Here is a 24,962-nt window from a genome sequence, read left to right on the forward strand (position 1 = left end):
CCTTCGGGCCACATCAGGAATATGGTTATGACGATAGATTCACCCGGTTTGAAGGCCGTCGCGCTGGCGGCGGCGCTGACCGCGGCATCGGCCGCGTACGCCAATGACGCCGCTTTGCTGACCCCGCTCACGGCGAACACCTCGTCGCCGTCGAACTGGCGTTTCGTGCCGGGCCAGGCATTCAACGGCGTGGCCGGCGCGCTCGACGGCGTGGCGCGGCTGAGCTACGCCAACGCGGGCGGCAACTGGATTTGTTCCGGTTCGCTATTGGCCGGTGGCCAGTACGTATTGACCGCGGCCCATTGCGCCGATGATTTCTCGTCGATGAAAGTGAGTTTCGGCTGGGCCAACGGCGCGGTCGGCGTCAGCCGTAACGTGGCCGTGACGGGCTCCTATGTGAACCCACGCTGGAACGGCGACCTCGATACCGGCGCCGACATCGCCGTTCTCAAACTGGACCAGGCCGTCACCACCATCAAGGGCTACAAGCTGAGCGCCACCAACGACGTGGGCAAGGATTACCTGATGGCCGGCTACGGCACCTCCGGCCTCGGCGGCGGCGACACCGAGCCGAACCTGGGCGAGCGCGCCTGGGGGCATTACGGCTACAACAGCTACGACGTGGACAGTAAAAGCTTCAACGAGATCAGCAATCAGGTGGTCGACAACTGGGGCTACGACCCCAACTATTACGCGCCGGGCGCCACCTACATGAGCGACTATGACGATGGCAGCGCCGCCCATAATACCCTGGGCCGCATCGCCGGCGTGAGCGGCAACGGCTGGCGCAGTGGAAGCGGCCTGGGCGCGAACGAAGCGCTGGCCGCGAGCGGCGATTCGGGCGGCGGCGACTTCATCTGGAACGGCAGCGAGTGGCTGCTGTCGGGCGTGCATTCCTGGGGCTTCCAGGGCAGCGAGATGTGCCCGAATTTCAATTTGAGCGACTGCGACGCGAGTCCCGGCAATCCATCCGGCTTTGGCGACCTGTCCGGTTCCACGGCGACCTACTCGCACCTGGCCTGGATCAACGCGGTGACCGCCGTACCGGAACCGCAAACCTACGCGATGATGCTGTCGGGCCTGGCGATGGCGGGCCTGATCGCGGGGCGCCGACGCCAGAAACAAGGTTAAAACTCTTCCCAATCGCTGCCGGCGGAGGCGGACGAATTCGCCACCTGCTTCAATGGCCTCGGGCTTGTCGCCGAGTGCCCGGCAGCGCGTCCGCCGGATCTGGAGTCCACTAGCGCCACCGGCACCGGACGCAGCGCCGTTTGCAACGGCGCAACGGCCGCGCCACTTGCCGGCTCAATCGCAAACACGCTGACCACTTGCGCCAGACCGCAGGCCTGGTCTTGCAGCGACCCCGCGGCGGCGGCCGCCGCTTCCACCAGCGCCGCATTTTGCTGGGTCGCCTGATCCATCTGCGTGATGGCCTGATTAATCTGTTCGATGCCGGAGGTTTGCTCCTGGCTGGCGGCGGTGATTTCCGCCATGATATCGGTCACACTCCCTATACTCACCACGATCGCCCGCATCGTCGCGCCGGCCTGGTCCACCAACCTGGTGCCGACCTCCACCTTGTCCACCGAGTCGCCAATCAAGGTCTTGATTTCCTTGGCGGCGGCGGCCGAGCGTTGCGCCAGATTGCGGACCTCGCTGGCGACGACGGCGAAACCCCGTCCTTGTTCCCCGGCGCGCGCCGCTTCCACCGCCGCATTCAGCGCCAGGATATTGGTCTGGAAGGCGATGCTATCGATCACGCCGATGATGTCGACGATTTTCTTGGACGATGCGTTGATCGACTCCATGGTATCGACCACCTGCGACACGACCGCGCCACCCTTGAGCGCCACCTCGGAAGCCGATATCGCCAGCTGATTGGCCTGGCGCGCATTGTCGGCATTCTGCTTAACGGTCGAAGTCATTTCCTCCATCGAGGATGCGGTTGTTTCCAGCGAACTGGCCTGTTGCACGGTGCGGGAGGATAGCTCAAGGTTGCCGGTGGCGATCTGACCGGAAGCGGTGACGATCATGTCGGTGCCACGTCGAATCTGGCCGACGGTAAGGACGAGACTATCGCGCATGGCCTTGATCGCCACCAGCAAACTGGCGGTATCGTTGGGCTTGGTGTCGATCGCTACGGCCAGGTCGCCGGCTGCGATGCTGGCGGCGATGCTGGCCGCATACTTCGGCTCTCCGCCCAATTGCCGCATCAGGCTGCGCGAGATCAGCAGAAAAAATATGGCGACCAGGCTGACCGCGCACAGCAGGATCACCAGCATGGCCGAGATTGATTTGCTCAGTGTGACCTTGGCGTCCGCTTCATCGACCTCGTTGCGCTTGGTCGCGGACTCAACCAACTTGTTGATGGCGGCGCGATGCTGCCCATAGAACCGCGTCATCGTTTCAAGGGCGGCGGCGGCGGCGGCGTGGTCGTCCTTCTCCAGCGCCGGCACAAATTGGCTAAAGGCGATGCCATAGAATTCCCGGGCGGGGTTGTCCGCCTTGTTCAATAGCTGGTCCTTGAGCGCGGCGTCCAGGTTGGACCCCGCCCAGAATGCATGACGGGTATCGTAGTCGCTCTTCAATGACTTGAGATTGTCGATCAAGGGCTTGCGTTCAGCGGCGGGCGCCGCCAGCGCCTGGACCGAGGTCAGATAGGATTCAATGATGTACTCCGGCGGCGGCAAAATGTCGGCGATCAAATCCTTGCCCTGAACTATGTGGTCATATACGGGGCCATTGACTTTAAGATGATTTAACACCGCAAACGACCAGGCGCCGCAGGACACAAAACCAACAATAATTATGGCTAGCAGCACGCCAAAGCGGTGCGCTAATTTCATATCCGAAAAATTCATTGTTTTTCCTTGAGGTGATCCGGCCAGCAAGTCCATTAGTTGTCTCTGCCAAAGACGATGGGGGATTGTTGGCTCTTCCAGTTTTTGATATCGTCGGGAAGCCACGGCACGACCACCATGGCCTTGCATTGCGGCTGGCTCTCCAGCTCCGCTATCGTGTCTTCACACGCCCACAGTGCTAGGATGACTGCGCTGTTCCTGTGGGTCTTGCAACTCAGGTGAAAGCACAGGGCAATTGCCTGGCCTGATGGCGTCGCCACGCTTGCGCCCGCCATCAGCAAGTCGATCTGCTGCTCCGACAGAACCTGGGCCAAGGTCGTATCTTCCATGGCGCGCCTGGCTGGAACGAAGATCAAGCCAGGCTGTGCGAACGTCTCGCACAATGCGAACAATGTGGATACGCCAAGCGCAACCGCCTCCACGTCTTCCCCATGGGCTGGGATGAGGTATCGTTCACGTACTAGCATAAGTATCCATGTGCCATGGTGGTGTTGAGTTTGTTGCGCATTTGAAGAAATCCATAGTCGGACGGCGATGCCTGATGGACGGCCCCGCCACCGGATGTCAGCCGCCGCGGTCGGCCAGCATGCCGGCTTCGACCGCGCGCACCGCCGCCTCGTCCAACACCGGCTTCTCGCGCAGGAACTCGGTCACCCGCAGCTTGCGGTTGTCGGCGTTGCGGCTCAGGTCGATCGGCGTGCCGGGCGGCAGATCCAGCTTGTAGCCGGTGTGGCCGCGATCGAGCGTCTGGTCGCTGCCGATCGCCCAGACTTCCTCGTCCGGCTGGTCGGTCAGGATGTTTTCCGCTTCGTTGCGGAACGCGCCGGCCGTGCCGCGGCGGTCGGCGAACTTGACGTCGGTGACGTCGGTGATGCCGCCGTGCACGTCCCAGGTATAGTATTTGTTCGTCCCATCCTTTTGCGGCACCGAGAAATCCTCGTAGCGGTAGGAGCCCGAGAACGGAATCTGCGCGTAGCTGTCGGCCGGCGCGCGCAAGCGTTCCCGTATCATCTGCATGGCCTGTCCTTCCGGCGTGTCGCCGCCGGTCGGCACCACCTCCAATACCACCGGATTCATGGCGGACCAGCTTTTCAGCCAGGCCATGCCGATGTCGGCCAGTTCGGCCGGCGCCGGCGCGCCGGCCTTGCCGCCGGCCGGCGGCGGGAAGAATTTGCGCAAGGCCGGATCGTTCAGGAAGCCCTGGCTCAGGATAGGCACCAGGCCGATCTCCTTCAGCGCCGCCTGCAGCGCCTGGCGTTCCTGCTTGTGGCCGGGATCGACCGGATCGATGCCATAGCGCTGCTGCAATTTGCCCAGCAGTTGAGGGAAGCCGCCCATATAGGTGCGCCCGTAGAGCTTGACGGCGGTGAAGGGACGGAACTGCGGCCGGTCGATCAGCAGGGCGATCATGGTCTCGGGCGCGTCCTCCTTGCAGTCGAGGAAGACGGTCATGCCCGGCTTGCTGCTCAGCACGTGCTGCAGCGCCTGCGCCGCGGCCGGCACTTTCTGGTTCGTCACCACGTAGTCGCCCGAGGCCGGGTTGCGTATCACCAGCTTCCTGGCGCTGATCTCGCGGTAGCTGGTATGGCTGACCAGGCGGTTGTCGCGGTCGGCCGTCATGCGGCCGGCGGTGAAGTCGTGCATCAGCACCGGCACGTCGTCGGCCGTGATCTGCACGTCGATCTCGATGCTGCGGTAGTGATGGGCATAGGCGTTGTCGATGGCGGCGATCGAGTTTTCCGGAATGCCGTTGCGGTTGTCGATCAAGCCGCGGTGCACCACGATTTCCTTGCGGTGGACGTTGGCGCCCGCCTCGCCATGCAGGTAGTTCACGTGGGTGTAGGAGTGACGGTGGTGCTCCACCCAGTCCTGGTGGCCGCTGATCAGGTCGTGGCGGTTGGCCTGGTAGAAATCGGCGCCGCGGGTGGTCGAGCCGATCTCCTTGCCGACGTATTCATGTTCCAGGTGCAGCGCGCCGCGGCGCCGGATCGGCCGCGGCTCCGGCGCCAGGTCGGCGCCGCGCGCGGCGGCCGCCTTGAGCGTGCGCTCCGCGCCCTGGACTGCCGGCAGCCATTGCCGGTTCTGGATGCCCAGCGCCTGTGTGCCCAGCGCCGCGCTCAAGCCCTGCTGCGCCGGCTTGCTCAGGCGGTCGCCGGCGACGAAGGCCTGGTGCACGTCGACCACCAGCTGGCCACGGGCGGCGTCGATGAACACCGGGAAGGCGGCCGGGTTGCCGTCGACCTTGCCGGCGCCCTTGGCCATCTCGCGGAACTGCGCGGTGCTCACCAGCACGTGATCGAGCTTGCCGGCCAGGTATTTCGACAGCGCCGGCGCGCTCGCCCGGCGTCCGGCGGCCAGCGGCGCCAGCTTGTCGCGCGCCGCCTGCAGCGTCACCAGCCGGGCCGTGAGTTCGGCATCCTTGTCGGCCGAGAACTCGCTGTCGATGGCGACGTAGACCTTGCCCGGGGCGCCGCCCAGCATCTTGCGGTTGGCCTGCGCGGCCGGCGACAGGCCGTCCAGCGCGACCAGCGGCACGCGCGTGCCCGCGGCGACGGCCGCCCGTGGCGCGCCGCCGATCTGGCTCAGCCCGGCCAGCGCGCCGCCGGGCGTGCGCACCACGCTCCCCTGCGGCGTCTGCTGCAAGGGCGCGTGCGTGGCGAGCGCAGGCAGGTCATGACCAAGCGTGGCCGGGTGGGGAGAAAACGCGGTTTTCATCTTTCCATTCCTTATCGGGTGATGCCGCGGCCGAAGCGGGCGCGGCGTCTGGGCTGTCCATGGGGCTACGGCATTCTGGGACAGCCCGGCGCCGGGCGCGGCGACACAAACGAAGACAGCGGGCGCGGAAAGAACCGCGCGGCGCCCGCTTGGCTCAACTCGGCGTAATGAGGCGCGGCGTCAGCAGGAACAGACGCTGCACCTTCTGCGTCTGGCGCTGTTTGAACTTGAACAGGTTACCGATCACCGGCAGGCCCGACAGCCAGGGCACGCCGCTGTCCTCCTTGTCGTTCTGCTCGACCGCATAGCCGGCGATCAGCAGGCTTTCGCCCATCCGTATCATGGCCTGGGTGTCGATGGTGCTGTTGCTGACCACCGGCAGCTGGCCGACCAGCTGGCTGGTCAGCTGGCCGTCGTCGATGTGCACGCTGAGGCGGATCTGGCTGCCGTGCTCGTCGTTGACCATCAGCGGCAGCACGCGCAGCGCCACCCCGGCCGAGACGCTGTACAGGTCGGCGGCCTGGAAGCCCGACACCGGCACATAAAAGGTCTTCTTGTTGTCCATCACCGCTTCGACGTTGTCCAGCGTGGCCACCTTGGGCGTGGCGGTGATGTGCGCCTGGCTGGTCTGCTCCAGCGCGCTGACGCGCGCGAGCAGGTAGCGGCCGGCGCCGCCCAGCACCGCCGTCAGGGTGGCGCCGGTGGGCGTGGTGGCGGCGGTCCCGCTGGCGGCGGCCGGATTGGCGAAGCCGGCGGGGTCGAGCGAGGTGCCCTGGCTGGCCTGGGCCAGCTGGCCGTTGCCGGTCTCGAAATCGAGGTGGCCGGTGTGCACGCGCCAGTCTATGCCCAGCTGTTCGAGGCCGGTCTCGGTGATATCAATGATGCTGGCACTGATCTCCAACACCTGCGGCCGGGTGTCGAGCGCGGCGATCAGCTGGCCGTACGCCGCCATCCGTTCCGGCAGGTCGCGGATCAGCACGGCGTTGCTGCGCGGATCGGGCTGGATCACCGGCCCCTGCTCGGCGCCGGCGCGCGACGCGCCCGAGCCGTCGGCCCCGCTGTCGCCGGCCGACGGCAGCGGCGCGGCGCCGCTGTCGGCGCCGGCGGCCATGCCGCGCGGCAGAGGCGGCTTCAAGCCCTGGCCGTCGGCGCCGCCCTGCGCCGGACCCGGTCCATTGCCGCCGGCCAGCGGCGTCATGGCGCTCAGCTTGTTGACGGCGCCGGCCGGCGCCGCGGACTGGGTGCGCGCCGCGGCGCCGGCCTTCTCATTGTTCTGGTACATGCTGCGCAAGACCGAGGCGATGCCCGGCAGCGTCACGGTCTGGCCATCCAGCCGCAGCGGATGGTCGGCGGCCCAGCCATAGCGCAATGGAAACAGCCTTACCTCGGTGCGCGGCTGGCCCTCGGCGGCGCGGTCGATGCGCGCGGCGATCTCGCCGACCAGCTCGACGTAGCGCGGCGGCCCCGACACCAGCGCGGCGCGGGCTTCGTCGTCGTACTGGATCGGGAAACGGGGATCGTCCACGTGCAGGCGCTGGACCGCGCGCCGCAGCTGGCTGGCGCTGACATAGTTCAGGCCGATGGTGGCGCTCTTGGCCTCATTGGCGCCGGAGATGCGCAGCACGGCGCCGTCGTAGTACCAGACAAAGCCGAAGGAAGCGGCCAGCCGGTCGAGGAAATGCTGCGGCGACTCGCTGAACTTGCCGCTCACGCTGCCCTCCACCTGCGGCGAGATCCAGGTCATCACGCCCTGGCTGGCGGCCAGTTCGCGCAGGATATCCTTGACGTCCTTGCGGTCGGCCGCGTATTGCAGCGTCCTGGTGCGCCAAGGAATGGCGGTGGCCGCGCCGGCGCCGGCGCAGCTGGCCAGCAGGGCCGCGCACAGCAGCGCGCGCGGCAAACGAAGGGAAAAAACGGCTGGTATCATGAGGTCGGATCGGATCAGGTGGGGAAGGGTCAAGATGGCGCCGGCGTCAGCGGCACGACGTCTCGGACGGCGATTCCTGGAATTGCTTGCGGTAGCCGCGGATCAGCGCCGAGCGGCTTTTCAAACCCCAGCGGTTGGCGGTCTTGATGATGTTGGCGCCGGCCTGGCCCTCGTCCTGCAGGTCGGCGCGTATCGCCTCCAGCCGCAGGCGCCGCACCACGGCCGAGGGCGACATGCCCAGGTGTTCGCGGAAGGCCATCTGCAGGGCGCGCTCGGTGACGCCGATCTGGGCCGCGATCTCGCGCGTGCACAAGTCATTCTTGGTGAAGTGCTCGACGATGTAGCGGTAGGCCCGGCGGTACTTGGCCGGCAGGCGCGCGCTGACGTCGTCGGTCGGCAGCGCCACCGCGTTGTGCACGCTGCCGTCGAGCGATTTGATCACCTGGGTCTCGTTGCGCAGGCATTGCAGCGCGTCGTGGGTGTAGCTGGCATAGAACTTCATCGCCTCGGCCACGTAGCCGCGCTGCATGCAGATCTTGGCCTGGCAATACAGGTAGTCCAGATTCCAGCGCCGCGTGGTGCAATTGCCCGGACCGCTGCGCTGCAGCGTCTGTTCGGCCAGGTCGACGCAGTCGCCCGCCAGCGCGGCCAGGGCGATCTCCAGCCGCACGCCGTTCGAATAAGCGTGGCATTCCCACTTGCGGGCGCTGGCCGCGTGCGCCGCCAGCGCGACGCCGGCGTCGCGCTCGCCGGCGGCCAGCCGCGTCAGCAGGGCCAGGTACTGGGCGTGGCGGGCCACCAGTTCCGGCGTCGGCCGCCCGGCCGCGGACCGTCCCATGTGCTCGCCGAAGTCGCGCAGCAGTTGCATGTGATTGCCGCGTGTCATGACCGACTGCCAGAACGCGTGGTCGCGCAGGACGGCCGAGCAGCGCACCCCCAGTTGCACCGCGAAGTCCACCGCCAGCAACTCGGTCAGCAGCAGCCAGCGCCCGTCGGGCTCGGACGCGGTCAGCGCGCGCGCGTGCGCCAGCGCCTCGTCGGCCGCGTCCTGCTGGCCCAGCAGATGATGGATGATCGCCACCCCCAGCGCGGCCTCGATCTTTTGGCGGCCGCTGGCGGCGCCCTCCTGGCTGATGCGGGAAAAACAGTGCAGCGCCGCGCTGTAGCGGTGCATGGCCAGCGCCTGCCAGCCGGTATTGCGGCACGAGAACACGCGCAGCTGCTCGTTCGAGCCGCGCAGCAGCTTCTGCGCCTTGCGGTAGTGTTCCTCCGCATCCTCGTCGCGGCCCAGCAGCAGCGAGGCGTCGGCGGTGGCCTGGCAGGCCAGCACCCGCAGCTCCTCGTCGACGGCGCCGTCCGGGTCGGTCTGGCGGGTGCTGTGCCGCAGCGCGGTTTCAAATTCACCATCGAGCATGGCAAACGCGTACGACGGCATGGGCTCGTCCGTCGTCAGGGCGGAAATGACCGCGAAGTAGATGCTGTACATGAATCTGACCCTTTATTGGTGCACTGAACAAAAACGTGCGCGGCCCACGTGTGCGGGGCCGCAGACCGCGTGGCGCGAGGCTGATGTCGCCGATACCGTCATCCACACTGCCTAGCTTAGCGAGTTGACAAAAGAAATTTCTCAACAAATTCACGCACTGCACAAATTTTTTGTTTGGGCCGCTATGGCGCCGGGGGGCCGAGCACGCCGTGCTGGAAGAAGCCGCGGAAATCGCGGAACGAGAATTCCGTCTTGAACTCGTCGACGAAAGAGCCGGTCAGCAAGACCAGCATCAGCAGCGCGATGGCGCCGCGGATGGGCTGGCTCAGGGCCATCGGCTCAAGCTTGTCGGCCGCGCGCGCCATCAGGCCGAAGCCGAGATCGATCAGCACCAGCACCAGGATCACCGGCGAGACCAGCTTGACGGCCACCGTCATGACCGAATCGAGGCGGTGGATCAGGAAAGTCTCGGCACTGCCGCTCAGCGTCGGCAGCGCCGTGCTCAGCGGCCACCAGCGGAAGGAGGCAAACACCACGTCCAGCAACACCAGCATGCCGCCCGAGGCATAGAACAGCACGATGGCGAGCTGGATCAGCACGTTCGAGATCGGCGTGCTCTGCTCCCCGCGCAGCGGGTTGCTGGTCTGGATATTGTTGAAGCCGGCCATATTGTCGATCACCACGCCGACGCTTTGCGCCACCCAGAAGATGGTCGAGGCGGCGTAGCCGATCACCATGCCGATGAACATCTCCTTGACGACCAGGACCAGCGCCGTCGTGCCGTCCACCAGCGCGATGGCTTCCGCCGGTTGGCCGGCCGCGATGAAAAAGCAGATCAGGTACACCACGCCGTTGCGGGCGCCACCCGGCAACACCTGGTCCGAGGTGGCCGGCAGCACGGTGAAGATCACCAGCAGCCGCACGCTCGACAGGCACATCATATACAGCAGTTCGTGCCAGTTGGCGTGCAGCCCGAACATCTGCTCGATCAGCGAGGCATCCTGCATCAGGCCGCCTCCCGCGCTTCGCGCGCGGCGCGGAAATGGCGTGCCATGCTGGCCTCGGCCGATTCCTCGTCCTGCGCCAGTTCCTCGGCCGCCAGCCGCTCCCGCTCCAGCTTGGCGATCTGCTCCAGGCTGAGATCGCGCTGCGCCTCGACCCGGCCGATCTCGCGCTGGGTGGCGCCGACCTCGTCGTGCTGCGCGGCCAGGCGCTGGCGGCCCGCTTGCAGCGCGGCGTCGGCCTGCCGCAGTTCCAGCTGCAGACGCGCGCGTTCGGCCTCGTGGGCCAGGTAGCCGTGCACCGCGAAGCCGCCGTCCGCGTCAAGCAGCGCCGCCAGGCGCCGGTCCTGCCGCGCGCAGCCGGCCTGGCTGTCGGCCAGCGCCCGTTCCTGCCCGGTCAGTTCGCTGCGGCACTCGGCCAATGCGGCGCGCTGCGCCGCCAGCGCGCGCTCCAGGCGCGCCAGCGCGCGCCGCTTGATGCCCAGCACCGCCCGCCAGGAAGCCAGCGCCGCGCTCATGGCAGCCATTGCGCCAGCGCGTCCAGCGTGTCCTGGGGCGCGATCCATTCGTCGGTGTGCTGGCCCAGGAAGTCCAGGATCTCGGCGTGTGCGGCGATGGCGTCGTCGGCCAGCGGGTCGCTGCCGGCCTGGTATTCGCCCAGCTGCAGCAAGGTTTCGACTTCCTTGTACTTGGCCATCAGGCGCCGCACCCGGCCGGCGCAGGCCAGCTGCTCGGGCGCGACGATCTGCGTCATCACCCGGCTCAGGCTGCCCAGCACATCGATCGCCGGATACTGGTTGCGGGCCGCGATCTCGCGCGACAGGATCAGGTGGCCGTCCAGGATGCCGCGCACCTCCTCGCTGATCGGGTCGCTGCCGCTGTCGTCTTCGGCCAGCACTGTGTACAGGCCGGTGATCGAACCGGTGTCGCTCATGCCGGCCCGCTCCAGCAGCCGCGGCAATTCGGCGAAGATGGACGGCGGAAAGCCGCGCCGGGTCGGCGGTTCGCCGGCAGCCAGGCCGATCTCGCGCTGGGCGCGGGCGAAGCGGGTTAGCGAGTCCATCATCAACAGCACGCGCAGGCCGCAATCGCGGAAGTACTCGGCGATCGCGGTGCCGACGTGCGCCGCCTTGGCGCGCTCGACCGAAGAGCGGTCCGAGGTGGCGCACACCACCACGGTCTTTTCCATGCCTTGGGGACCGAGCACCAGCTCGATGAACTCGCGCACCTCGCGCCCCCGTTCGCCGATCAGCACGATGACGTTGACGTCGCACTCGGTGCCGCGCGCCAGCATGCCCAGCAAGGTGCTCTTGCCGACCCCGGCTGGCGCGAAGATGCCCATGCGCTGGCCCTCGCCCAGCGTCATCATGCCGTCGATTACGCGGATGCCGGTGTACAGCGGCGCTTCGATCAGGCGCCGCCGCATCGGATCGGGCGCCAGCGCGTAGACCGGCACCTGCCGCTCGTAGTCGAGCGGCCCGGCGCCGTCGATCGGCTGGCCGAGGCCGTCGAGCACGCGCCCCAGCAAGCCGGCGCCGACGCCCACCGACAGCGGCCGGCCGTGGCCGTTCACGCGGGTGGCGCGCGAGAGCCCGACCATGCTGCCGAACGGCGCCAGCAGCGCCAGCTGGCGGCCGAAGCCGACCACCTCGGCCTGTTGCAACAGCGTGCCGTCGGCGTCGCGCAGATCGCACAGCTCGCCCAGCTTGACGTCGATGCCGCCCACCCGCAGCAGGGTGCCGGTGACTTCGACCACCTTGCCGGTCCGGTGCGGCGCCGCAATCAGGTCCAGCTCGGTTTCGAGCTGGTCGGCGAAGGTATGCAGCGCGTCCATGTCAGGCCGCACCGTGTTCGAGCGCATCGTCCGCCCCGGCCTCGTGCTGGCCGCCGGCCAGGGCCAGACGCACCGCGGCCTGCACCGCCCGCAGCTGGATCGACAGGCTGGCGTCGAAGACGCCGTAGTCCCATTCGCAGCGGCAGTCGCCGGGGCTGGCCGCGGCGTCGTCAAGCACTTCGGCGACCACTGGCCAGTCCATCTGCCGGGCCGCCTCGGCGAAGGCGGCGCGCGCGGCCGGGCCGTCCTGCGGGTGCACGCTGACGGTCAGGAAGCTGGCCTCCTCCAGCGCCCGCCCCAGCTGGGCGGCGGCGCGCCGGAACAGGCCGGCACGGTCCTCGTCCATCGTGATGCGCTCGACCGCGCGCAGCACGATGCCGGCCAGACGCTCGCGCATGCACAACAGCGCGCGGCGGTCGTCGCCGACCCGCGCCAGCATCTCGGCATGCAGCGCGTCGGCGGCCTGGCGCCGGCCGCTGGCGTAGCCCAGGCGCGCGCTGCGCTCGAACTGCAGCTGCGCGGCCTCCAGCACCTGCCGCGCCTCCTCCTCGGCCGCGGCGCGCACCGCGGCCGCCTCGCCGTGGGCCTCGGCCAGCCAGCGCGCGCCCACCTCCTGCAGATCCACAAAGCCGTGCTCGATATCGGACAGGCGCGCGAGGTCCTCGCGCCGCACCACATCGGCGCCGGCCTGGATGCCGACCCCGCCCTCGCCTCTCAGCCAAATAACCATGCGGCCTCCGGGAACAACGCCGGCAACAGCGCGACAAAATCGGCGCCGTCGTCGCCGTCGGCGGCGGCCGGCGCGCCGGCCGGCGCCTCGGCCGGCAGCACCAGCGCGATCAGCTGGCGCAGCGTGGGATCGGTCCAGGCTTGCTCGCGCAGCAACATCGCGTGACCGCTCCAGGCCCAGCCGGCGGCGTCGGCGACCGGCAGCACGGCCGGCCCCGGGCCGGCCTCGCCGTGTTGCAGCAACTGCAGCGCGTCCGCGCCCAACAGGGCGCGCAGCGGTTCCAGCACGGCGCGGTCGATGCAGCGCCGCAGCGCCGCGCGCCGCGCGTACAGCGCGCGCGCGGCCAGCACGCGCCACAGCAGCGCCGGCTCCAGCAGCGCCAGCCGGTTTGCCGGCCGCGCCAACGCCGCCGGCGCCAGCGGCGCCAGCCGCAGCGCCGCGCGCAGCCGGCCCAGCCGGCCGGGCTGGGAAGCCGGCAAGTGCCAGGCCAGCGCGGCGTCGGCGTCGAACAGCCGCGGCAGCCAGCTGGGATCGAGCTGGCGGTCCAGTTGCAGCAGCCGTTGCTCATAGGCGCGCAGCAGCGCCGCCACCGGCGTCATGGCGGTGTCGTTCATCGGCCGCCGCTCCGCGCGCGCAGGCGGGCGCGCAGCGCGTCGGCGGCGCGGCGCCACCAGGGCGCGGGGCCGAGCGCGGTGACGTTGGCGGCGGCGCCGGCGTCAGCCTGGCGGCGCCGCCACAGTATCGCCGCCAGCAGCATGGCCAGCGCGGCGAGCGCCGCCGACAGCTGCCACGGCGCGTAGCTGGCGGCGCGCCGCGGCGGCAGTGGCAACGGGCGCGCCATCACGCCCGGCACCATGGTCACGCTGACGTTGTCGTAGTTCAGCCCTTCGACGCTGTGTACCACCAGGTTCTTGATGCTGGGTACCAGCGAGGCGACGTCGGTGTTGGGCCGGTACTTGATGAACACCGAGGCGCTGGCCGGCTTGACCACGCTCGACAGCGGGTCGTTGTTGGGCAGCGCGATCTCGACATTGGCGACCGCCACGCCGTCGATGGTGGCCAGCGTGTGCGCCAGCTGTTGCGACACGCCGTAGATGAAACGCACCCGCTCCTCGGTCGGGGTGGAGATCAGGCCATCCTTCTTGAACATTTCGCCCAGGTTGCTGTAGCGCGCGCGCGGCAGGCCGTGCGCGTGCAGCGTGTTCATGGCGCGGGCGAAGTCTTCTTCCGCCACATTGATCTGCCAGCTCTTGCCGCCGTCCGGGGTGAGCTTGCTGGCGTCGACCTCGGTTTCCAGCAACACGGTCAGGATGTCGTTGGCGTCGGCTTCGCTCAGCTGGGCGAACAGTTGCTTGTCGCAGGCCGCCAGGCACAGACACAGGCACAGGGCTGCGCTCAGGCGCGGAAACAGGCTCATGGTCGCGCTCACTGGTTTTTCATCAGGGTTTGCACCGAACTCTTGCCCGATTGCGCCAGGCCGTTGGCGACGTTCAGCTTGAACGTCAGCATCGCCATCTCGGTCTGCACATGGATGATGCGTTCGGCCAGCTGCGGCAGGTTGCTGGTGTCGCCGATGGAAAAGGACTTGGCGTTTTCCAGCGTGCTGGCGATCGCCTGGTCCTGCGAGGACACCAGATGGTTGAGCGCGGACGGGCCGTGCGCCGGCGCGCGCACCGCGCTGGTGGCCGGCTGTTGTTCCATCAAGGCGGCGAAACGGTCTACCAAGGACGATGCCGGCGGCGCGGCGGGCGGCGCGGCGGCGCCCGATTCGACGCCGGCGGTGGCCGCGCCGGGCGGCAGCGGCGGCAGCGGAGGGATGGCAGCGATCATGGCGTTCCCCTCAGGCCCGCAGGTAGTGGCTATAGCCGGGCTCGGCCGGTGCAGGCGGGGCCGGCTCCGGCTCGTCCTGCGGCTCGGGATGTTTGCCGAACAGCATGTTGACCAGGGCGATCGCTTCCGGGTCCTCGTTGCGCACCAGCACCTCGTTGGCGCTGATGGACCAGGCCGGGTCGTTGGCGGCGAACAGGCACACCGCCAGCAGCGCGGTGCTGATCGGCATCGCCGCGATGCCGGGCGTGGCGCCGTCCAGGTTGCGCAGGATGTGGGTGGCCTGCAGGTATTTCTTGCGCTTCATCAGCAGCCAGGCGTCAAAGGTGTCCAGTTCGCGGAAGCGCGGCCGCAGCACGCGCAGCGCCGCCAGCAGCGCGTCCGACTCGGCCAGGCAGTCGTTCTTCACGCCGGCCAGCAGCACTTCGATGAGGGAGGAAACGATTTTTTTGTCGCACGAGGTGTAGTCCATGGGGTCCTGCCACTGGTTGGGTTGCGGGAGCGGGCCGGCGGCGCCGCTGGTCACTGCATACGATACGCGCCGGCGCCGGCGCCGGCGCCGCCGGTGACGAAGCCATGGGGCCGCGAACGAACCGCCCGCCGCGGTTCGTTCGCGGCGCGGGCGCTTCGCTGGCGGCGCCGCGCGCGCGGCGCGGAACGGCACAATGACGGGCGAGCGCTTGTTCCCTTCCCTTTGCCGGTGTCCCATGTCAGACGAAAAAACCGAACGGCCCACAGAAAAGAAACTGCAGGATGCGCGCCGCGACGGCGAGAGCACCAAGAGCACCGATCTCGGCAGCGCGGCGGTGCTGCTGTCGGTGGTGGCCCTGATGGCGCTGGGCGGCACCACCCTGGGCGACGGCCTGCGCGCCCTGCTGCACGCCGCCCTGGACGAGGTGACGGCGGCCGGCCGGCCCGGCTACGACCTGTACACCCCGATGCTGGCCATCGCGCTGCAGGGCGCGCGCCTGCTGCTGCCCTTCCTGCTGGCGACGATGGTGGCCGCGGTGGCCGGCATCTGGGCCCAGACCGGCATCAACATTTCATTCAAGCCGGTCGAGCTGAAGTTCAGCGCCGTCGATCCGGCCGCCGGCATGCAGCGCATCTTTTCGGTGCGCTCGCTGATCGACCTGCTGAAGATGGTGGTCAAGGCGGTGGTGATCTTCGCCGTCATGCGCCAGACACTGATGCTGCTGGCGCCGCTGATCGTCGGCACCGCCTACCTGCCGGTGGCCGACATCGTGCAGATCAGCTGGCAGGTGCTGTACCAGTTCATCGCGATCGGCGGCGTGCTGGCGCTGCTGATGGGCGCGGTCGACTTCGGCATCCAGCGCTGGCTGTTCATCCGCGACCACCGCATGAGCAAGGACGACATCAAGCGCGAGCACAAGGATTCCGAAGGCGACCCCCGCCTCAAGGGCCAGCGCAAGGCGGTGGCCAAGGAGATGGCGCAGGGGGCGCCGGCCAGCGCGCTGAAGGGCGCGCAGGCGGTGATCGTCAACCCGACCCACTACGCGGTGGCGCTGCGCTACGCGCCGGAGGAGATGGGCCTGCCGCGGGTGATCGCCAAGGGCGTCGACGCCGACGCCCTGGCGCTGCGCCGCGCCGCGCAGCAGCAGGGCATCCCCATCATCGGCAATCCGCCGCTGGCGCGCGCCTTGTACACGGTCGCGCTGCACCATCCCATCCCCGAGCCGCTGTTCGAGACCGTGGCCGTGATCCTCAAGTGGGTGGCCGAGATCGGCGCCCGTCCCGGCGAGGCGCATGCCGGCCCCGCCCACTCTTACCTGGCCGAACCGCTATGACCCTGCTGAAAAAACTCGACCTCGGCGGCGAGGTCGCCATTGCCGCGCTGGTGGTGGCGGTGATCGCGCTGATGATACTGCCGCTGCCGACCTTCCTGATCGACACGCTGCTGGCCATCAACATCACCATCAGCGTGGTGCTGCTGATGATCACCATGTACATTCCCAGCGCGGTGTCGTTTTCCTCCTTCCCCTCGCTGCTGCTGTTCACCACGCTGTTCCGGCTGTCGCTCAATATCGCCTCCACCAAGTCCATCCTGCTGCATGCCGACGCCGGCAGCATCATCGAGAGCTTCGGCGAGCTGGTGGTGGGCGGCAACCTGGTGGTGGGCCTGGTGGTGTTCCTGATCATCGCCACGGTGCAGTTCATCGTCATCGCCAAGGGCTCGGAGCGGGTGGCCGAGGTCGGCGCCCGCTTCACGCTGGACGCCATGCCGGGCAAACAGATGAGCATAGACGCCGACGTCCGCGCCGGCAACCTCAACCCGGACGTGGCGCGCCACCGGCGCGCGCTGCTGGCCACCGAGAGCCAGCTGCACGGCGGCATGGACGGCGCCATGAAGTTCGTCAAGGGCGACGCCATCGCCGGCCTGGTCATCACGCTGGTCAACATCCTGGCCGGCATCGTCATCGGCATCACCTACCACGGCATGACCGCGGCCGAGGCGGCCAACCGCTTCGCCGTGCTGTCGATCGGCGACGCCATGGTGTCGCAGATTCCCTCGTTGCTGATCTCGGTGGCGGCCGGCATCATGATCACCCGCGTGGCCGGCAACGAGGACGCCGGCCCGACCTCGCTGGGCGCGGAAATCGCCAAGCAGCTCTGCGGCAACGCGCGCGCCCTGTTCAGCGCCTGCGCGCTGCTGACCGGCTTCGCCTTCGTCCCCGGCTTTCCGTCGGCGCTGTTCCTGGTGCTGGCCGGGCTGGTGTGCGCCGCCGGCTTTTACCTGTGGCGCCAGGAAAAGAACGGCGGCGCCGGCGGTGGCGGCGCGCCGCTGCCGGCGTTGCAACGCGAGGGCGCGAAGGACGCCGCCACCGGCATCGCCGACGCCGCCCCACCGTTCGCCTCGCCGCTGGCGATGCGCCTGTCGCCCGGGCTGGCCGCCTTGCTGAACACCGGGCAGTTCAACACCGCCATCACCGCCGGACGCCAGCGCCTGAGCGAGGAACTGGGCCTGCCCTTCCCCGGCCTGAGCATGTGGAAGAGCGTTGCGCTGGACGCCCTGAGCTACGAGGTGCTGATGCACGACGTGCCGGTGGCGCGGGTGGCGCTGCCGGCGCAGCTGGCGATGCTGGAGCAGCCCGACGACGCGCTCAAGGCGCAGGCGCAGGAATTGCGGGACGTGGCCGGCATGGCGCACAGCTGGTGGGCCGACACGGCGCTGCGCCAGGCCAACCCCGCGGCGCCGCTGCGCGCCAGCGAGGTGCTGATCGCCGGCCACGCGCTGCAACTGCTGCGCGAGCAGTCCAAGCTGTTCGTCGGGGTGCAGGAGACCCAGTGGATCCTGGAGCGCCTGGCCGGCGAGTATCCCGGCCTGGTGGAGGAGGTCAAGAAGGCGCTGCCGGCGCAACGCATCGCCGACGTGCTGCGGCGCCTGCTCGAAGAGCAGATCCCGATCCGCAATATGCGCGCCATCATGGAAAGCCTGGTGGCCTGGGGCCCCAAGGAAAAGGACATGTTGATGCTGACCGAATATGTGCGGGGCGACCTGGGCCGCTATATCGCCCACACCGCCACCGCCGGCACCGGCCGCCTGCAGGCGGTGATGCTGGACGTCGCGGTCGAGCAGCTGATACGGCAATCGATCAAGGCCACGCCGGCCGGCAATTACCTGACCCTGCCGCCGGACCAGGTCGACGCCATCATCGTCCGGCTTGAGCAGATCGCCGGCTCGCCGCCGCCGGCCATGCTGGCGGTGGTCACTTCGATGGACATCCGGCGCTACTTCCGCCGCATGATCGAGCAGCGGCTGGCCTGGCTGCCGGTGTATTCGTTCCAGGAGCTGGGCGGCGATGTTCAGCTCCTGCCCCTGGGCAAACTGGTGATGTAGGAGGCCACGCCACATGTCGACCTCACCGATCAAACCGCAAGCGGTGCGCCTGGCGCAACGCAACACCCAGCCGCCGCAGCGGCTGGCGCGCACCCACGCCCTGGCGGCGCGCTTTGCGGCGCGCTATCACGAATGCGAACCGGCGCCGCCGGCGCCCGCGCGCGCCGACGGCGACGCCGCGCCGGAGACGGGGGACGGGGAGGCCGTCGCCTCGATTGCCGCCGACGCCGCCGGCGTGGCGGCCGCCGCGGCGGTCACCACCTCGATGCCGCTGGGCGAACGCATCGCGCGCGCCTGCCTGGACGGCCAGCACGGTGAACTGATGACCGCGCATCTGGCGGCGCTGGTGGCGCGCTTCTGCAACGCCCCGGCCGTCAGCGCCGGCGGCGGCTGGGAACTGCAGATCGACATCAACCCGGCCATCCTGGCCGAGACCCGCTTGTACCTGCAACTTTCGGCCTTTCGCTTATCGCTTCGGTTCGAGACGCCCGACCCGCGCGCACAACGCTTAATCTGTGACCACAGCGCCGAGTTATGCCGGCGCCTGCGCGCGCAGCTGCAAGGTCAGCTCGATGTCACCGTCACCTGCTGGTAAGTTGGAAGGAAGCGATATGGAAGCCGTCATGCCCACGGGCCGCCTGCAAGACCGCCTGCCGGCCTTGGCGCCGGCGCTGGCGCGGCTGGCGCGCGGCCTGTTCGACGCGCGCCTGAACGCGCCGCTGGCGGCGCTGGGGCTGGCCATCGCGCCGGCGCCGGCGACGCCGGCGATCCGTCCGGCCCGCCTGCGGCTGCGCTGCGGCGGCGGCGAACTGGAAACCGTCATCGACGTCGAGCCGAGGCCGGCGCTGGAAAGCGCGGCCTTGCCGGCCGACGCCGCGGTGCGCGCGGCGCTGGCCGGGACGCTGCTAGCGCCGCTGTTCGAACGGTTGGCCGCGGCCGGGCTGCCGGCGCTGGAGGTGGCCGCGCTCGACCTGCTGGCCGACGGCGAAGCCTTGCCCGGCCTGGGGCTGGCCGTGCGCGCCGGCGGCGGCGGCGCCACGCTGCGCTTCACCGCCGCCGACCGCCGCGCGCTGACGCTGCTGGAACACTATGCGCGCGACGCCGGCGCGCACTGGCCGCAACCGTTGCCAGCCGCGCTGGCCGCGCTGCTGCTGCCGGGCCGCGCCCGCATCGGCGCGCGGCGCTGCACGCCGGCCCTGCTGCGCTCGCTGCGCCCGGGCGACGTACTGCTCAATTGGAGTCCGGCCGGCGCCGGGCTCGCCACGCCGGCGCGTCCGCAGCTGTACTGGGGGGCGCCGCGCGCCCTGCAGTACGCCGCGACGGCGCGCCTGGACCACCGCACCCTGACCCTGGAAAGCCTGCCCGCCATGCAACTGGACGACCATACCCTCCCTCCCGACCCATACGCCGAAGCCGAGGCGCCCGCCGTCGGCGTGGCCGCGCTGGAGTTGCCCGTCACGCTGGAGATCGCCACCATGGTGCTGGCGGTCGAGCAGCTGGCCGCGCTGCAGCCGGGCCAGGTGCTGGAGTTGCCGCTGCCGCTGGACCAGACCCAGATCCGCCTGGTGGCCTACGGCCAGACGCTGGGCTACGGCCAGCTGCTGATGGTCGGCGAGCAACTGGGCTTGCAGATCAGCCGCATGGCGGACGTGCATGAACCAGACGCCTGATTTCGCCTCGCTGCTGCTGGCGGTTTTCGCGCTGGCGCTGCTGCCGTTCGCCGCCATGGTGATCACCTCCTACACCAAGATCGTGGTGGTGCTGGGCCTGCTGCGCAACGCCATCGGCGTCCAACAAGTGCCGCCCAACACGGTCTTGAACGGCATCGCCATCATCATTTCCTGTTACGTCATGGCGCCGATCGGCATGGAGGCGAGCCGCCACGCGCAGATGACGCCCGAGCCCGGATCTAACCAGATGATCCAGCTGTTCGACGCCGCGCGCGGACCGTTCCGCCAGTTCCTGGAAAAACACACCGACCCGCGCGAAAAAGCCTTCTTCCTGCGCTCGGCCCAGCAGATCTGGCCGGCCGACAAGGCCGCCCAGCTCAAGCCCGACGACCTGGTGGTGCTGGCGCCGGCGTTCACGCTCACCGAGCTGACCGCCGCGTTCAAGATCGGCTTCCTGCTGTACCTGGTGTTCGTGGTGATCGACCTGGTCGTGGCCAACGTGTTGATGGCGCTGGGCCTGTCGCAGGTCTCGCCCAGCAACGTGGCCATCCCCTTCAAGCTGCTGCTGTTCGTGACCATGGATGGCTGGTCGACGCTGGTGCACGGCCTGGTCCTGACGTATCGGTGAACCATGGACTATGACACTATCGGCCGCCTGACCAGCGCCGCCATGACCCTGTGCCTGCTGGTGTCGCTGCCGGCGGTGCTGGCGGCGGCGCTGATCGGCCTGCTCGTCTCCTTCCTGCAGGCGGTGACCTCGCTGCAGGATTCCAGCATCTCGCACGGCATCAAGCTGATCGTCGTGACGGTGGTGATCATGCTGGCCGCCCCCTGGGGCGCCTCGGCCATCCTGCAGTTCGCCCGCAACATCATGCAGACCATCTTCCTATGACCCTGCGCATCCACTCGCCGGACACCACCCTGATGCAGGAGCTGCAGGCGCGCGACGCCGCCGAAGCGCAGAACCTGCCCCAGCTCAACGCCGGTTCGGCCGCCCAGCGCGCCGGCCACCGGCGCGGCCACGGCCATGCTACCAGCCTGCCGCACCAGGACGAGTTCGACGCCAACCTGCCCACTTTGCCTCCGTCGCCGCTGCACAAGGCGCGCGCCATGCAGGCCCGGCTGCGCAGCCGCCAGCGCCGCGCCGCCGATCAGCCCGAGAACGCCACCAGTGCCAGCGAGCTGGAGGAACTGCTGATGCTGCAGGAGCAGCATAACGGTTCCGGCGCGAGGCCGCAGATCCGTGCGGTGGCATCGGCCCAGAGCGGCCTGGGGGGGCGCCACGGCGGCCGGGAGGCGGACCCGTCCACACGTTGGACGGCGCCGCGCCAGGAGGCCGGCGACGATGCGCTGGCCGGGCCGCTGCGCCACTTGCTGCGCGACTATGCCGCGGCCGCCGCCGGGCCGGCCCGCTACGCGCTGCTGGAAACGGCCATGCTGCAAATCCGCACCCTGCACACGACGCCGGCGGCGGCGTCCGGGGCGCTGAGCTATGCGGTGCTGCGCCTGATGCGCGCGCACCTGGCGCGGGCCGACGCCGCGCCCGACGGCCCGGCCACGCTGGCGGCGGTGCGCGCCCGCCTGTTGCAGCTGATACCGCAAGCGGCGGCCGGCGCCGCCACGCCGGCGCAACGCCGCCTGCACCTGTTCCTGCCGCTGCTGCTGCTGAACGCGTCGCGCCCGCGCACGCCGGAACAGCGGCGGATGGCGGTGGCCAAGCTGGACAGCGTGCTGCGCCGCGCCGGCGTCTGAACGCGTTCGCAAATGACGTGAGAAGTTCGCATTTGCGCCGACGCCGGCGGCTGCAATCGATACAGTAAGCAGCATGGATACGGCGGATCGCCAGCGGCGATCGGCACACATACGGAGCGACAGAGAACTGATGATGACCAAGGAAATCCGCGTACTGACCGGCGTGCACCGCGGCGCCGCCCTGCGGTTGTCGCCCGGCCGCTGGCAGATCGGCGCCGACCCGACGGCCGACATCCAGCTCAGCGACTGGCGCCAGGCGCCGCTGCTGCTGCTGATCGGCCAGGACGGCGGCACCCGGACGCAGGCCGACGACGCCGACGCGGCCGAGCGGCCGCTGGCCGACATGCGGGCGGTGCGCTTCGGCGACATTGTGCTGTGTCTGGGTGACGCCGATGCGCCGTGGCCGGACGATGCCGCGCTGCTGGAGCAGCTGGAACCGGTCGCGACGACCGTGGCCGCCGTCCCGGTCCCGGCGCGCGGCCGGCCCGCCGCGCATTGGCTGATGGCGCTCGGCGCCGTGCTCGGCCTGGCCACCGGCGGCGTCGCCATCTACAGCCAGCCGTCGCGCGCCGACGACCTGCCGCGGCACGACCAGCTGTTGCGCCAGGTGCGGCAGCAACTGTTGCAACTGCGCCAGCCGGATCTGGAAGCGCTGGTGCAGGGCGATTTGATCGTGGTGCGCGGCCTGGTGGGCAACAGCGCGCAGGCCGCCGCCGTGCGGCAGATGCTGCAATCGCTGGCGCCGACACAATCGCTGGCCGATATCGCCACCGTCAGCGACGTGATCGCCAACATCCAGGACACGCTGCGCGACCACGGCCTGCGGGTCGGCTACGAGGGCCAAGGCCGCTTCGTGGTCGATGGCAGCAGTGCGCGCGCCGCCGAACTGAACCAGACGGTGACGCAGCTGGCGGCCGACTTCGGCCCCGACGTCAAGCAGATTCGCGGCCGCATCACGCCGCTGCGGCGTGATTGGGCCGCGGGCAACAACGATTCGGCGCTGGCGACCGACGCCTTGCAGTACGTGCAGGCGCAGGACGGCAGCAAACATTTTCCCGGCGTGCGCGAGTAACGCCGCCTTCGACCTGCAGTTAAAGGAGCATACGATGTTTTCAGCCCTCACCCCGGACATCCTGGACTACCTGGACGATTTCCAGGCGCGCCTGGCGGCCGCCCCCGGCGACCCGCGCGGCGCGGCCGTGGCCGTGGCGCTCGACAGCACCGCCGCCGCGCTGAGCGGTTGGATGGCTGAGGCCGATCCGACGCAGCGTCACGACAAGCAGACACTGCACGCCGGCTTTGCGGCGGCGGCCGAGATCTGCCGCGCCGTGGCGGCCAAAGCCGTGGCCGCGCAGCAAGCCTGACCCGACACGGGGACGGCCGCAGGGCCGCCCCACCCTAACCTTTGCGCTTGCCACGGCAGCGTAGGGCCCCGCCCGCTTGGGCATTTTTATTCTCATCACCACCCTAAGGAGTATCACCATGCCAGTAGCCGGAACCGTAGCAAACGTAGCAGGCACCGCAGCCTCAGCAGCAGAATCGGCGGCCTTCATCGCCTCCGCTCAAGCCTCCGCCGCCAGCACCGTCATGACCCAGAACGCGCTGGCCCAAATCCAGAACGAGATCGCCCTGAACCAGGCCCTGAACTCGATCATCGAGGAACTTGGCAAGGGCGCCAAAGCACTGTCGCAGTAAGCCGGCGTCACGCCTTCGGGACCGCTGGCGCGGTCCTCTCCATGTGCCGGTCCGGCCGGGCCGGCGCATGTTTACCATCCCGCAGCATCGGGAACGCGGCCTGGCCGCCAGGGCGCAGCGTCAGCGCGCCGCCGGGACGACGGAATGGGGGCCGCGCCCGTTCCGCCTCCCCTTACCGTCCATCGCGTCCACCTACGCCATCGCATGAGCTACCAGCGCTTCTCCGACCTGATCCACGACCTGTGCCGGCAGATGGCCATCCCCGATCCCGAGCAGGTGCTGCAGACCGGCATGCTGGAAGTGGAAGGTTTCGACGTCATGCTCGATCACCTGGAGCAGGATCCTGAAGCGGCTTATCTGAACTTTTGCTACGGCATCGTGACCAGCGGCCGCAGCCTCAAGGTATACCGTCTGCTGTTGGAAGCGAACCTGGTGATCTACGCGCAGGATCAGGCGCAGCTCGGCATGGAGGAGGATACCGGCAGCGTCGTAATGATCGTGCGGGTGCCCTTCGGCGCCGACGTCGACGGCGCCTGGTTGGTCGACCTGCTGGCCCATTACGCCCAGCACGGACGCTACTGGCGCGACAACATCTTCCAGACCAACGACCAGATGTACGACAATATCGCCGACGGTTCCTATTTGTGGATACGCGCCTGACGGCGCAGCGAACGGGTCAGAAGTTATCGCAGGTTTGCGCCAGCCGTGACGGCAAGGCGTATTGCAGCGACGCCGGCGATGGCGCGAACGGGCAGGGCTCCGCGCGCGCGTTGTCGACGTCAAGCCGGTAACCCAGCGTGTACATGGTGTGCAGCCGCACGGGGCCGTTCTTGCCGATGCCCATCTTCTTGCGCAGCTTGTAGATGTGCTGCTCGATGGTGCGCTCGGTGAACTCCACCGTGTCGCCCCACACACGGGCGGCCAGCTGCCGCTTGCTGAAATAGGTGCCGGGAGTGGAAAAAAACAGCCAGGCCATGGCGAACTCGCGCGCGGTCAGATAGATCGGTTGCCCGTCCAGCGTCACCAGTCCTTGCCGCTGGCACAGCGTGTAAGGGCCCACCATCAGCGACGCCGGGGCCGGCCGCTCCGCGCGCAGCGCGTCCAGCACCCGCCGGGTGCGCACATACATCTCATTCTGCTCGACCGCACCCACCAGCACGTCGCTGACGCCAGCGTCGAAGGCGCGCAGCATGCGCTCGCGGTCATGGAACTGCCCGAACACAATGACCGGCATTAAATGGTCGGCATGGCAGGCGCGCCAGGACAGCAGGCAGTCGCCCTCGCGCTCGAAGACCTTGGCGTCGATCAGGACCAGGTCGTAGCTGTCGTTGCGCGCGGCGCGCAGCAGCGCGCGGGTGTCGGCAAAACAGCTGCAGACCACGCCGTCGGCTTGAAAACATGCCTCGATCGCGGCGAAATGCGCCTGCGTCTGCGTCAGTACAGCAAATCTCATTGGAATCCCTTTATATCAGCGGCCGCTGCGGTGTGCCCGCTCATTGTGGCGCGCGAGGGCTTCCTAATAAAGCAAGTTTTTATGTGGCTTCGTGTTAAAGTTTTCTTGTTCATACATCGGGAGAAATTTCTCGCTGATGGCTTGCCGGGGCTGCG

26 protein-coding genes are annotated in these 24,962 nt (G+C 68.7%); 12 read left to right on the forward strand and 14 right to left on the reverse strand.

Annotation, left to right across the window (positions count from 1 at the left end; all coding sequences use genetic code 11):
- The first annotated feature begins 27 nt into the window (after nucleotides 1–27).
- A complete protein-coding gene (locus tag D0T21_RS27940; protein WP_116993251.1) occupies nucleotides 28–1,131 on the forward strand; it encodes a trypsin-like serine protease in 1,104 nt (367 codons plus the stop codon).
- Here the strand turns inward: D0T21_RS27940 and D0T21_RS27945 are convergent.
- From D0T21_RS27945 to D0T21_RS28005, 13 genes are all read right to left on the reverse strand, one after another.
- Nucleotides 1,128–2,897, reverse strand: coding sequence for a methyl-accepting chemotaxis protein (locus tag D0T21_RS27945; RefSeq protein WP_229211665.1), 1,770 nt, complete (start codon nucleotides 2,895–2,897; stop codon nucleotides 1,128–1,130). The genes D0T21_RS27940 and D0T21_RS27945 overlap by 4 nt on opposite strands.
- On the reverse strand, nucleotides 2,897–3,190 hold the full coding sequence (locus D0T21_RS27950; protein WP_147328190.1) for a hypothetical protein: 294 nt from the start codon (nucleotides 3,188–3,190) through the stop codon (nucleotides 2,897–2,899). The genes D0T21_RS27945 and D0T21_RS27950 overlap by 1 nt, the downstream gene beginning before the upstream one ends.
- Before the next feature lie 235 nt (nucleotides 3,191–3,425).
- Nucleotides 3,426–5,576 carry a glycerophosphodiester phosphodiesterase family protein gene (locus D0T21_RS27955; protein ID WP_116994571.1) on the reverse strand — a complete coding sequence of 717 codons (2,151 nt, stop codon included), beginning with the start codon at nucleotides 5,574–5,576 and terminating at the stop codon, nucleotides 3,426–3,428.
- A 154-nt stretch (nucleotides 5,577–5,730) separates the two neighbouring features.
- Nucleotides 5,731–7,503, reverse strand: coding sequence for a type III secretion system outer membrane ring subunit SctC (gene sctC / locus D0T21_RS27960; RefSeq protein ID WP_116993255.1), 1,773 nt, complete (start codon nucleotides 7,501–7,503; stop codon nucleotides 5,731–5,733).
- Between the two features lie 46 nt (nucleotides 7,504–7,549).
- On the reverse strand, nucleotides 7,550–8,989 hold the full coding sequence (locus tag D0T21_RS27965; protein WP_116993256.1) for a helix-turn-helix transcriptional regulator: 1,440 nt from the start codon (nucleotides 8,987–8,989) through the stop codon (nucleotides 7,550–7,552).
- A gap of 182 nt (nucleotides 8,990–9,171) precedes the next feature.
- A complete protein-coding gene (gene sctT / locus D0T21_RS27970; RefSeq protein ID WP_116993257.1) occupies nucleotides 9,172–9,996 on the reverse strand; it encodes a type III secretion system export apparatus subunit SctT in 825 nt (274 codons plus the stop codon).
- The gene (locus D0T21_RS27975; RefSeq protein ID WP_158568062.1) at nucleotides 9,996–10,517 is read right to left on the reverse strand and encodes a hypothetical protein; all 522 of its coding nucleotides are present in this window, start codon (nucleotides 10,515–10,517) and stop codon (nucleotides 9,996–9,998) included. Before D0T21_RS27975 ends, sctT begins: the two co-directional genes overlap by 1 nt.
- Nucleotides 10,505–11,824 carry a type III secretion system ATPase SctN gene (gene sctN, locus D0T21_RS27980; RefSeq protein WP_116993259.1) on the reverse strand — a complete coding sequence of 440 codons (1,320 nt, stop codon included), beginning with the start codon at nucleotides 11,822–11,824 and terminating at the stop codon, nucleotides 10,505–10,507. Before sctN ends, D0T21_RS27975 begins: the two co-directional genes overlap by 13 nt.
- A gap of 1 nt (nucleotide 11,825) precedes the next feature.
- Nucleotides 11,826–12,554, reverse strand: coding sequence for a type III secretion system stator protein SctL (gene sctL, locus D0T21_RS27985; protein WP_116993260.1), 729 nt, complete (start codon nucleotides 12,552–12,554; stop codon nucleotides 11,826–11,828).
- A complete protein-coding gene (locus D0T21_RS27990) occupies nucleotides 12,539–13,168 on the reverse strand; it encodes a type III secretion protein HrpB4 (protein ID WP_116993261.1) in 630 nt (209 codons plus the stop codon). The genes sctL and D0T21_RS27990 overlap by 16 nt, the downstream gene beginning before the upstream one ends.
- Nucleotides 13,165–13,971, reverse strand: a complete 807-nt coding sequence (gene sctJ / locus D0T21_RS27995; protein ID WP_116993292.1) for a type III secretion system inner membrane ring lipoprotein SctJ — start codon at nucleotides 13,969–13,971, stop codon at nucleotides 13,165–13,167. Before sctJ ends, D0T21_RS27990 begins: the two co-directional genes overlap by 4 nt.
- Nucleotides 13,972–13,979: 8 nt before the next feature.
- Nucleotides 13,980–14,384, reverse strand: coding sequence for a hypothetical protein (locus D0T21_RS28000; protein ID WP_116993262.1), 405 nt, complete (start codon nucleotides 14,382–14,384; stop codon nucleotides 13,980–13,982).
- A 10-nt stretch (nucleotides 14,385–14,394) separates the two neighbouring features.
- Nucleotides 14,395–14,853 carry an HrpB1 family type III secretion system apparatus protein gene (locus tag D0T21_RS28005; protein WP_158568063.1) on the reverse strand — a complete coding sequence of 153 codons (459 nt, stop codon included), beginning with the start codon at nucleotides 14,851–14,853 and terminating at the stop codon, nucleotides 14,395–14,397.
- A gap of 235 nt (nucleotides 14,854–15,088) precedes the next feature.
- On the opposite strand from D0T21_RS28005, the gene sctU reads away from it, so the two are divergent.
- The 11 genes from sctU (at nucleotide 15,089) to D0T21_RS28055 (ending at nucleotide 24,014) form a co-directional block, all read left to right on the forward strand.
- Nucleotides 15,089–16,186, forward strand: a complete 1,098-nt coding sequence (gene sctU / locus D0T21_RS28010) for a type III secretion system export apparatus subunit SctU (protein ID WP_116993264.1) — start codon at nucleotides 15,089–15,091, stop codon at nucleotides 16,184–16,186.
- Nucleotides 16,183–18,237, forward strand: coding sequence for a type III secretion system export apparatus subunit SctV (gene sctV, locus D0T21_RS28015; RefSeq protein ID WP_116993265.1), 2,055 nt, complete (start codon nucleotides 16,183–16,185; stop codon nucleotides 18,235–18,237). The genes sctU and sctV overlap by 4 nt, the downstream gene beginning before the upstream one ends.
- Nucleotides 18,238–18,250: 13 nt before the next feature.
- Complete coding sequence (sctP, locus tag D0T21_RS28020; protein WP_116993266.1) at nucleotides 18,251–18,832, forward strand: type III secretion system protein SctP; 582 nt, start codon at nucleotides 18,251–18,253, stop codon at nucleotides 18,830–18,832.
- Nucleotides 18,833–18,860: 28 nt separating this feature from the next.
- Nucleotides 18,861–19,907 (forward strand): type III secretion system cytoplasmic ring protein SctQ, encoded by a 1,047-nt coding sequence (gene sctQ / locus D0T21_RS28025; RefSeq protein ID WP_158568064.1) that lies wholly within the window; start codon nucleotides 18,861–18,863, stop codon nucleotides 19,905–19,907.
- Entirely contained in the window at nucleotides 19,891–20,535 is a 645-nt protein-coding gene (gene sctR, locus D0T21_RS28030; protein WP_116993268.1) for a type III secretion system export apparatus subunit SctR, read from the forward strand. Before sctQ ends, sctR begins: the two co-directional genes overlap by 17 nt.
- A gap of 3 nt (nucleotides 20,536–20,538) precedes the next feature.
- Nucleotides 20,539–20,799 (forward strand): type III secretion system export apparatus subunit SctS, encoded by a 261-nt coding sequence (sctS, locus tag D0T21_RS28035; protein WP_116993269.1) that lies wholly within the window; start codon nucleotides 20,539–20,541, stop codon nucleotides 20,797–20,799.
- The gene (locus D0T21_RS28040) at nucleotides 20,796–21,659 is read left to right on the forward strand and encodes a hypothetical protein (RefSeq protein ID WP_116993270.1); all 864 of its coding nucleotides are present in this window, start codon (nucleotides 20,796–20,798) and stop codon (nucleotides 21,657–21,659) included. The genes sctS and D0T21_RS28040 overlap by 4 nt, the downstream gene beginning before the upstream one ends.
- 130 nt (nucleotides 21,660–21,789) lie before the next feature.
- Complete coding sequence (locus D0T21_RS28045; protein WP_116993271.1) at nucleotides 21,790–22,731, forward strand: hypothetical protein; 942 nt, start codon at nucleotides 21,790–21,792, stop codon at nucleotides 22,729–22,731.
- Nucleotides 22,732–22,765: 34 nt separating this feature from the next.
- On the forward strand, nucleotides 22,766–23,023 hold the full coding sequence (locus D0T21_RS28050; protein WP_116993272.1) for a hypothetical protein: 258 nt from the start codon (nucleotides 22,766–22,768) through the stop codon (nucleotides 23,021–23,023).
- 118 nt (nucleotides 23,024–23,141) lie between these two features.
- Entirely contained in the window at nucleotides 23,142–23,354 is a 213-nt protein-coding gene (locus D0T21_RS31885; RefSeq protein ID WP_147328191.1) for a hypothetical protein, read from the forward strand.
- A gap of 204 nt (nucleotides 23,355–23,558) precedes the next feature.
- Nucleotides 23,559–24,014, forward strand: coding sequence for a molecular chaperone Tir (locus D0T21_RS28055; protein WP_116993273.1), 456 nt, complete (start codon nucleotides 23,559–23,561; stop codon nucleotides 24,012–24,014).
- 16 nt (nucleotides 24,015–24,030) lie between these two features.
- Here D0T21_RS28055 and D0T21_RS28060 read toward each other — a convergent pair whose 3' ends face one another.
- Nucleotides 24,031–24,807, reverse strand: a complete 777-nt coding sequence (locus D0T21_RS28060; RefSeq protein WP_116993274.1) for a response regulator transcription factor — start codon at nucleotides 24,805–24,807, stop codon at nucleotides 24,031–24,033.
- Nucleotides 24,808–24,962 lie beyond the last annotated feature (155 nt).

Origin of the sequence: Duganella sp. BJB476, from assembly GCF_003416895.1 — a bacterium.
GTDB lineage: Bacteria > Pseudomonadota > Gammaproteobacteria > Burkholderiales > Burkholderiaceae_D > Rugamonas.

What these genes read in the sequence shown, in the direction of transcription:
- D0T21_RS27940 (WP_116993251.1), top strand. Translation starts at nt 28, where the DNA reads ATGACGATAGATTCACCCGGTTTGAAGGCCGTCGCGCTGGCGGCGGCG.
- D0T21_RS27945 (WP_229211665.1), bottom strand. Translation starts at nt 2,897, where the DNA reads ATGGACTTGCTGGCCGGATCACCTCAAGGAAAAACAATGAATTTTTCG.
- D0T21_RS27950 (WP_147328190.1), bottom strand. Translation starts at nt 3,190, where the DNA reads ATGGAAGATACGACCTTGGCCCAGGTTCTGTCGGAGCAGCAGATCGAC.
- D0T21_RS27955 (WP_116994571.1), bottom strand. Translation starts at nt 5,576, where the DNA reads ATGAAAACCGCGTTTTCTCCCCACCCGGCCACGCTTGGTCATGACCTG.
- sctC (WP_116993255.1), bottom strand. Translation starts at nt 7,503, where the DNA reads ATGATACCAGCCGTTTTTTCCCTTCGTTTGCCGCGCGCGCTGCTGTGC.
- D0T21_RS27965 (WP_116993256.1), bottom strand. Translation starts at nt 8,989, where the DNA reads ATGTACAGCATCTACTTCGCGGTCATTTCCGCCCTGACGACGGACGAG.
- sctT (WP_116993257.1), bottom strand. Translation starts at nt 9,996, where the DNA reads ATGCAGGATGCCTCGCTGATCGAGCAGATGTTCGGGCTGCACGCCAAC.
- D0T21_RS27975 (WP_158568062.1), bottom strand. Translation starts at nt 10,517, where the DNA reads ATGGCTGCCATGAGCGCGGCGCTGGCTTCCTGGCGGGCGGTGCTGGGC.
- sctN (WP_116993259.1), bottom strand. Translation starts at nt 11,824, where the DNA reads ATGGACGCGCTGCATACCTTCGCCGACCAGCTCGAAACCGAGCTGGAC.
- sctL (WP_116993260.1), bottom strand. Translation starts at nt 12,554, where the DNA reads ATGGTTATTTGGCTGAGAGGCGAGGGCGGGGTCGGCATCCAGGCCGGC.
- D0T21_RS27990 (WP_116993261.1), bottom strand. Translation starts at nt 13,168, where the DNA reads ATGAACGACACCGCCATGACGCCGGTGGCGGCGCTGCTGCGCGCCTAT.
- sctJ (WP_116993292.1), bottom strand. Translation starts at nt 13,971, where the DNA reads ATGAGCCTGTTTCCGCGCCTGAGCGCAGCCCTGTGCCTGTGTCTGTGC.
- D0T21_RS28000 (WP_116993262.1), bottom strand. Translation starts at nt 14,384, where the DNA reads ATGATCGCTGCCATCCCTCCGCTGCCGCCGCTGCCGCCCGGCGCGGCC.
- D0T21_RS28005 (WP_158568063.1), bottom strand. Translation starts at nt 14,853, where the DNA reads ATGGACTACACCTCGTGCGACAAAAAAATCGTTTCCTCCCTCATCGAA.
- sctU (WP_116993264.1), top strand. Translation starts at nt 15,089, where the DNA reads ATGTCAGACGAAAAAACCGAACGGCCCACAGAAAAGAAACTGCAGGAT.
- sctV (WP_116993265.1), top strand. Translation starts at nt 16,183, where the DNA reads ATGACCCTGCTGAAAAAACTCGACCTCGGCGGCGAGGTCGCCATTGCC.
- sctP (WP_116993266.1), top strand. Translation starts at nt 18,251, where the DNA reads ATGTCGACCTCACCGATCAAACCGCAAGCGGTGCGCCTGGCGCAACGC.
- sctQ (WP_158568064.1), top strand. Translation starts at nt 18,861, where the DNA reads ATGCCCACGGGCCGCCTGCAAGACCGCCTGCCGGCCTTGGCGCCGGCG.
- sctR (WP_116993268.1), top strand. Translation starts at nt 19,891, where the DNA reads ATGAACCAGACGCCTGATTTCGCCTCGCTGCTGCTGGCGGTTTTCGCG.
- sctS (WP_116993269.1), top strand. Translation starts at nt 20,539, where the DNA reads ATGGACTATGACACTATCGGCCGCCTGACCAGCGCCGCCATGACCCTG.
- D0T21_RS28040 (WP_116993270.1), top strand. Translation starts at nt 20,796, where the DNA reads ATGACCCTGCGCATCCACTCGCCGGACACCACCCTGATGCAGGAGCTG.
- D0T21_RS28045 (WP_116993271.1), top strand. Translation starts at nt 21,790, where the DNA reads ATGATGACCAAGGAAATCCGCGTACTGACCGGCGTGCACCGCGGCGCC.
- D0T21_RS28050 (WP_116993272.1), top strand. Translation starts at nt 22,766, where the DNA reads ATGTTTTCAGCCCTCACCCCGGACATCCTGGACTACCTGGACGATTTC.
- D0T21_RS31885 (WP_147328191.1), top strand. Translation starts at nt 23,142, where the DNA reads ATGCCAGTAGCCGGAACCGTAGCAAACGTAGCAGGCACCGCAGCCTCA.
- D0T21_RS28055 (WP_116993273.1), top strand. Translation starts at nt 23,559, where the DNA reads ATGAGCTACCAGCGCTTCTCCGACCTGATCCACGACCTGTGCCGGCAG.
- D0T21_RS28060 (WP_116993274.1), bottom strand. Translation starts at nt 24,807, where the DNA reads ATGAGATTTGCTGTACTGACGCAGACGCAGGCGCATTTCGCCGCGATC.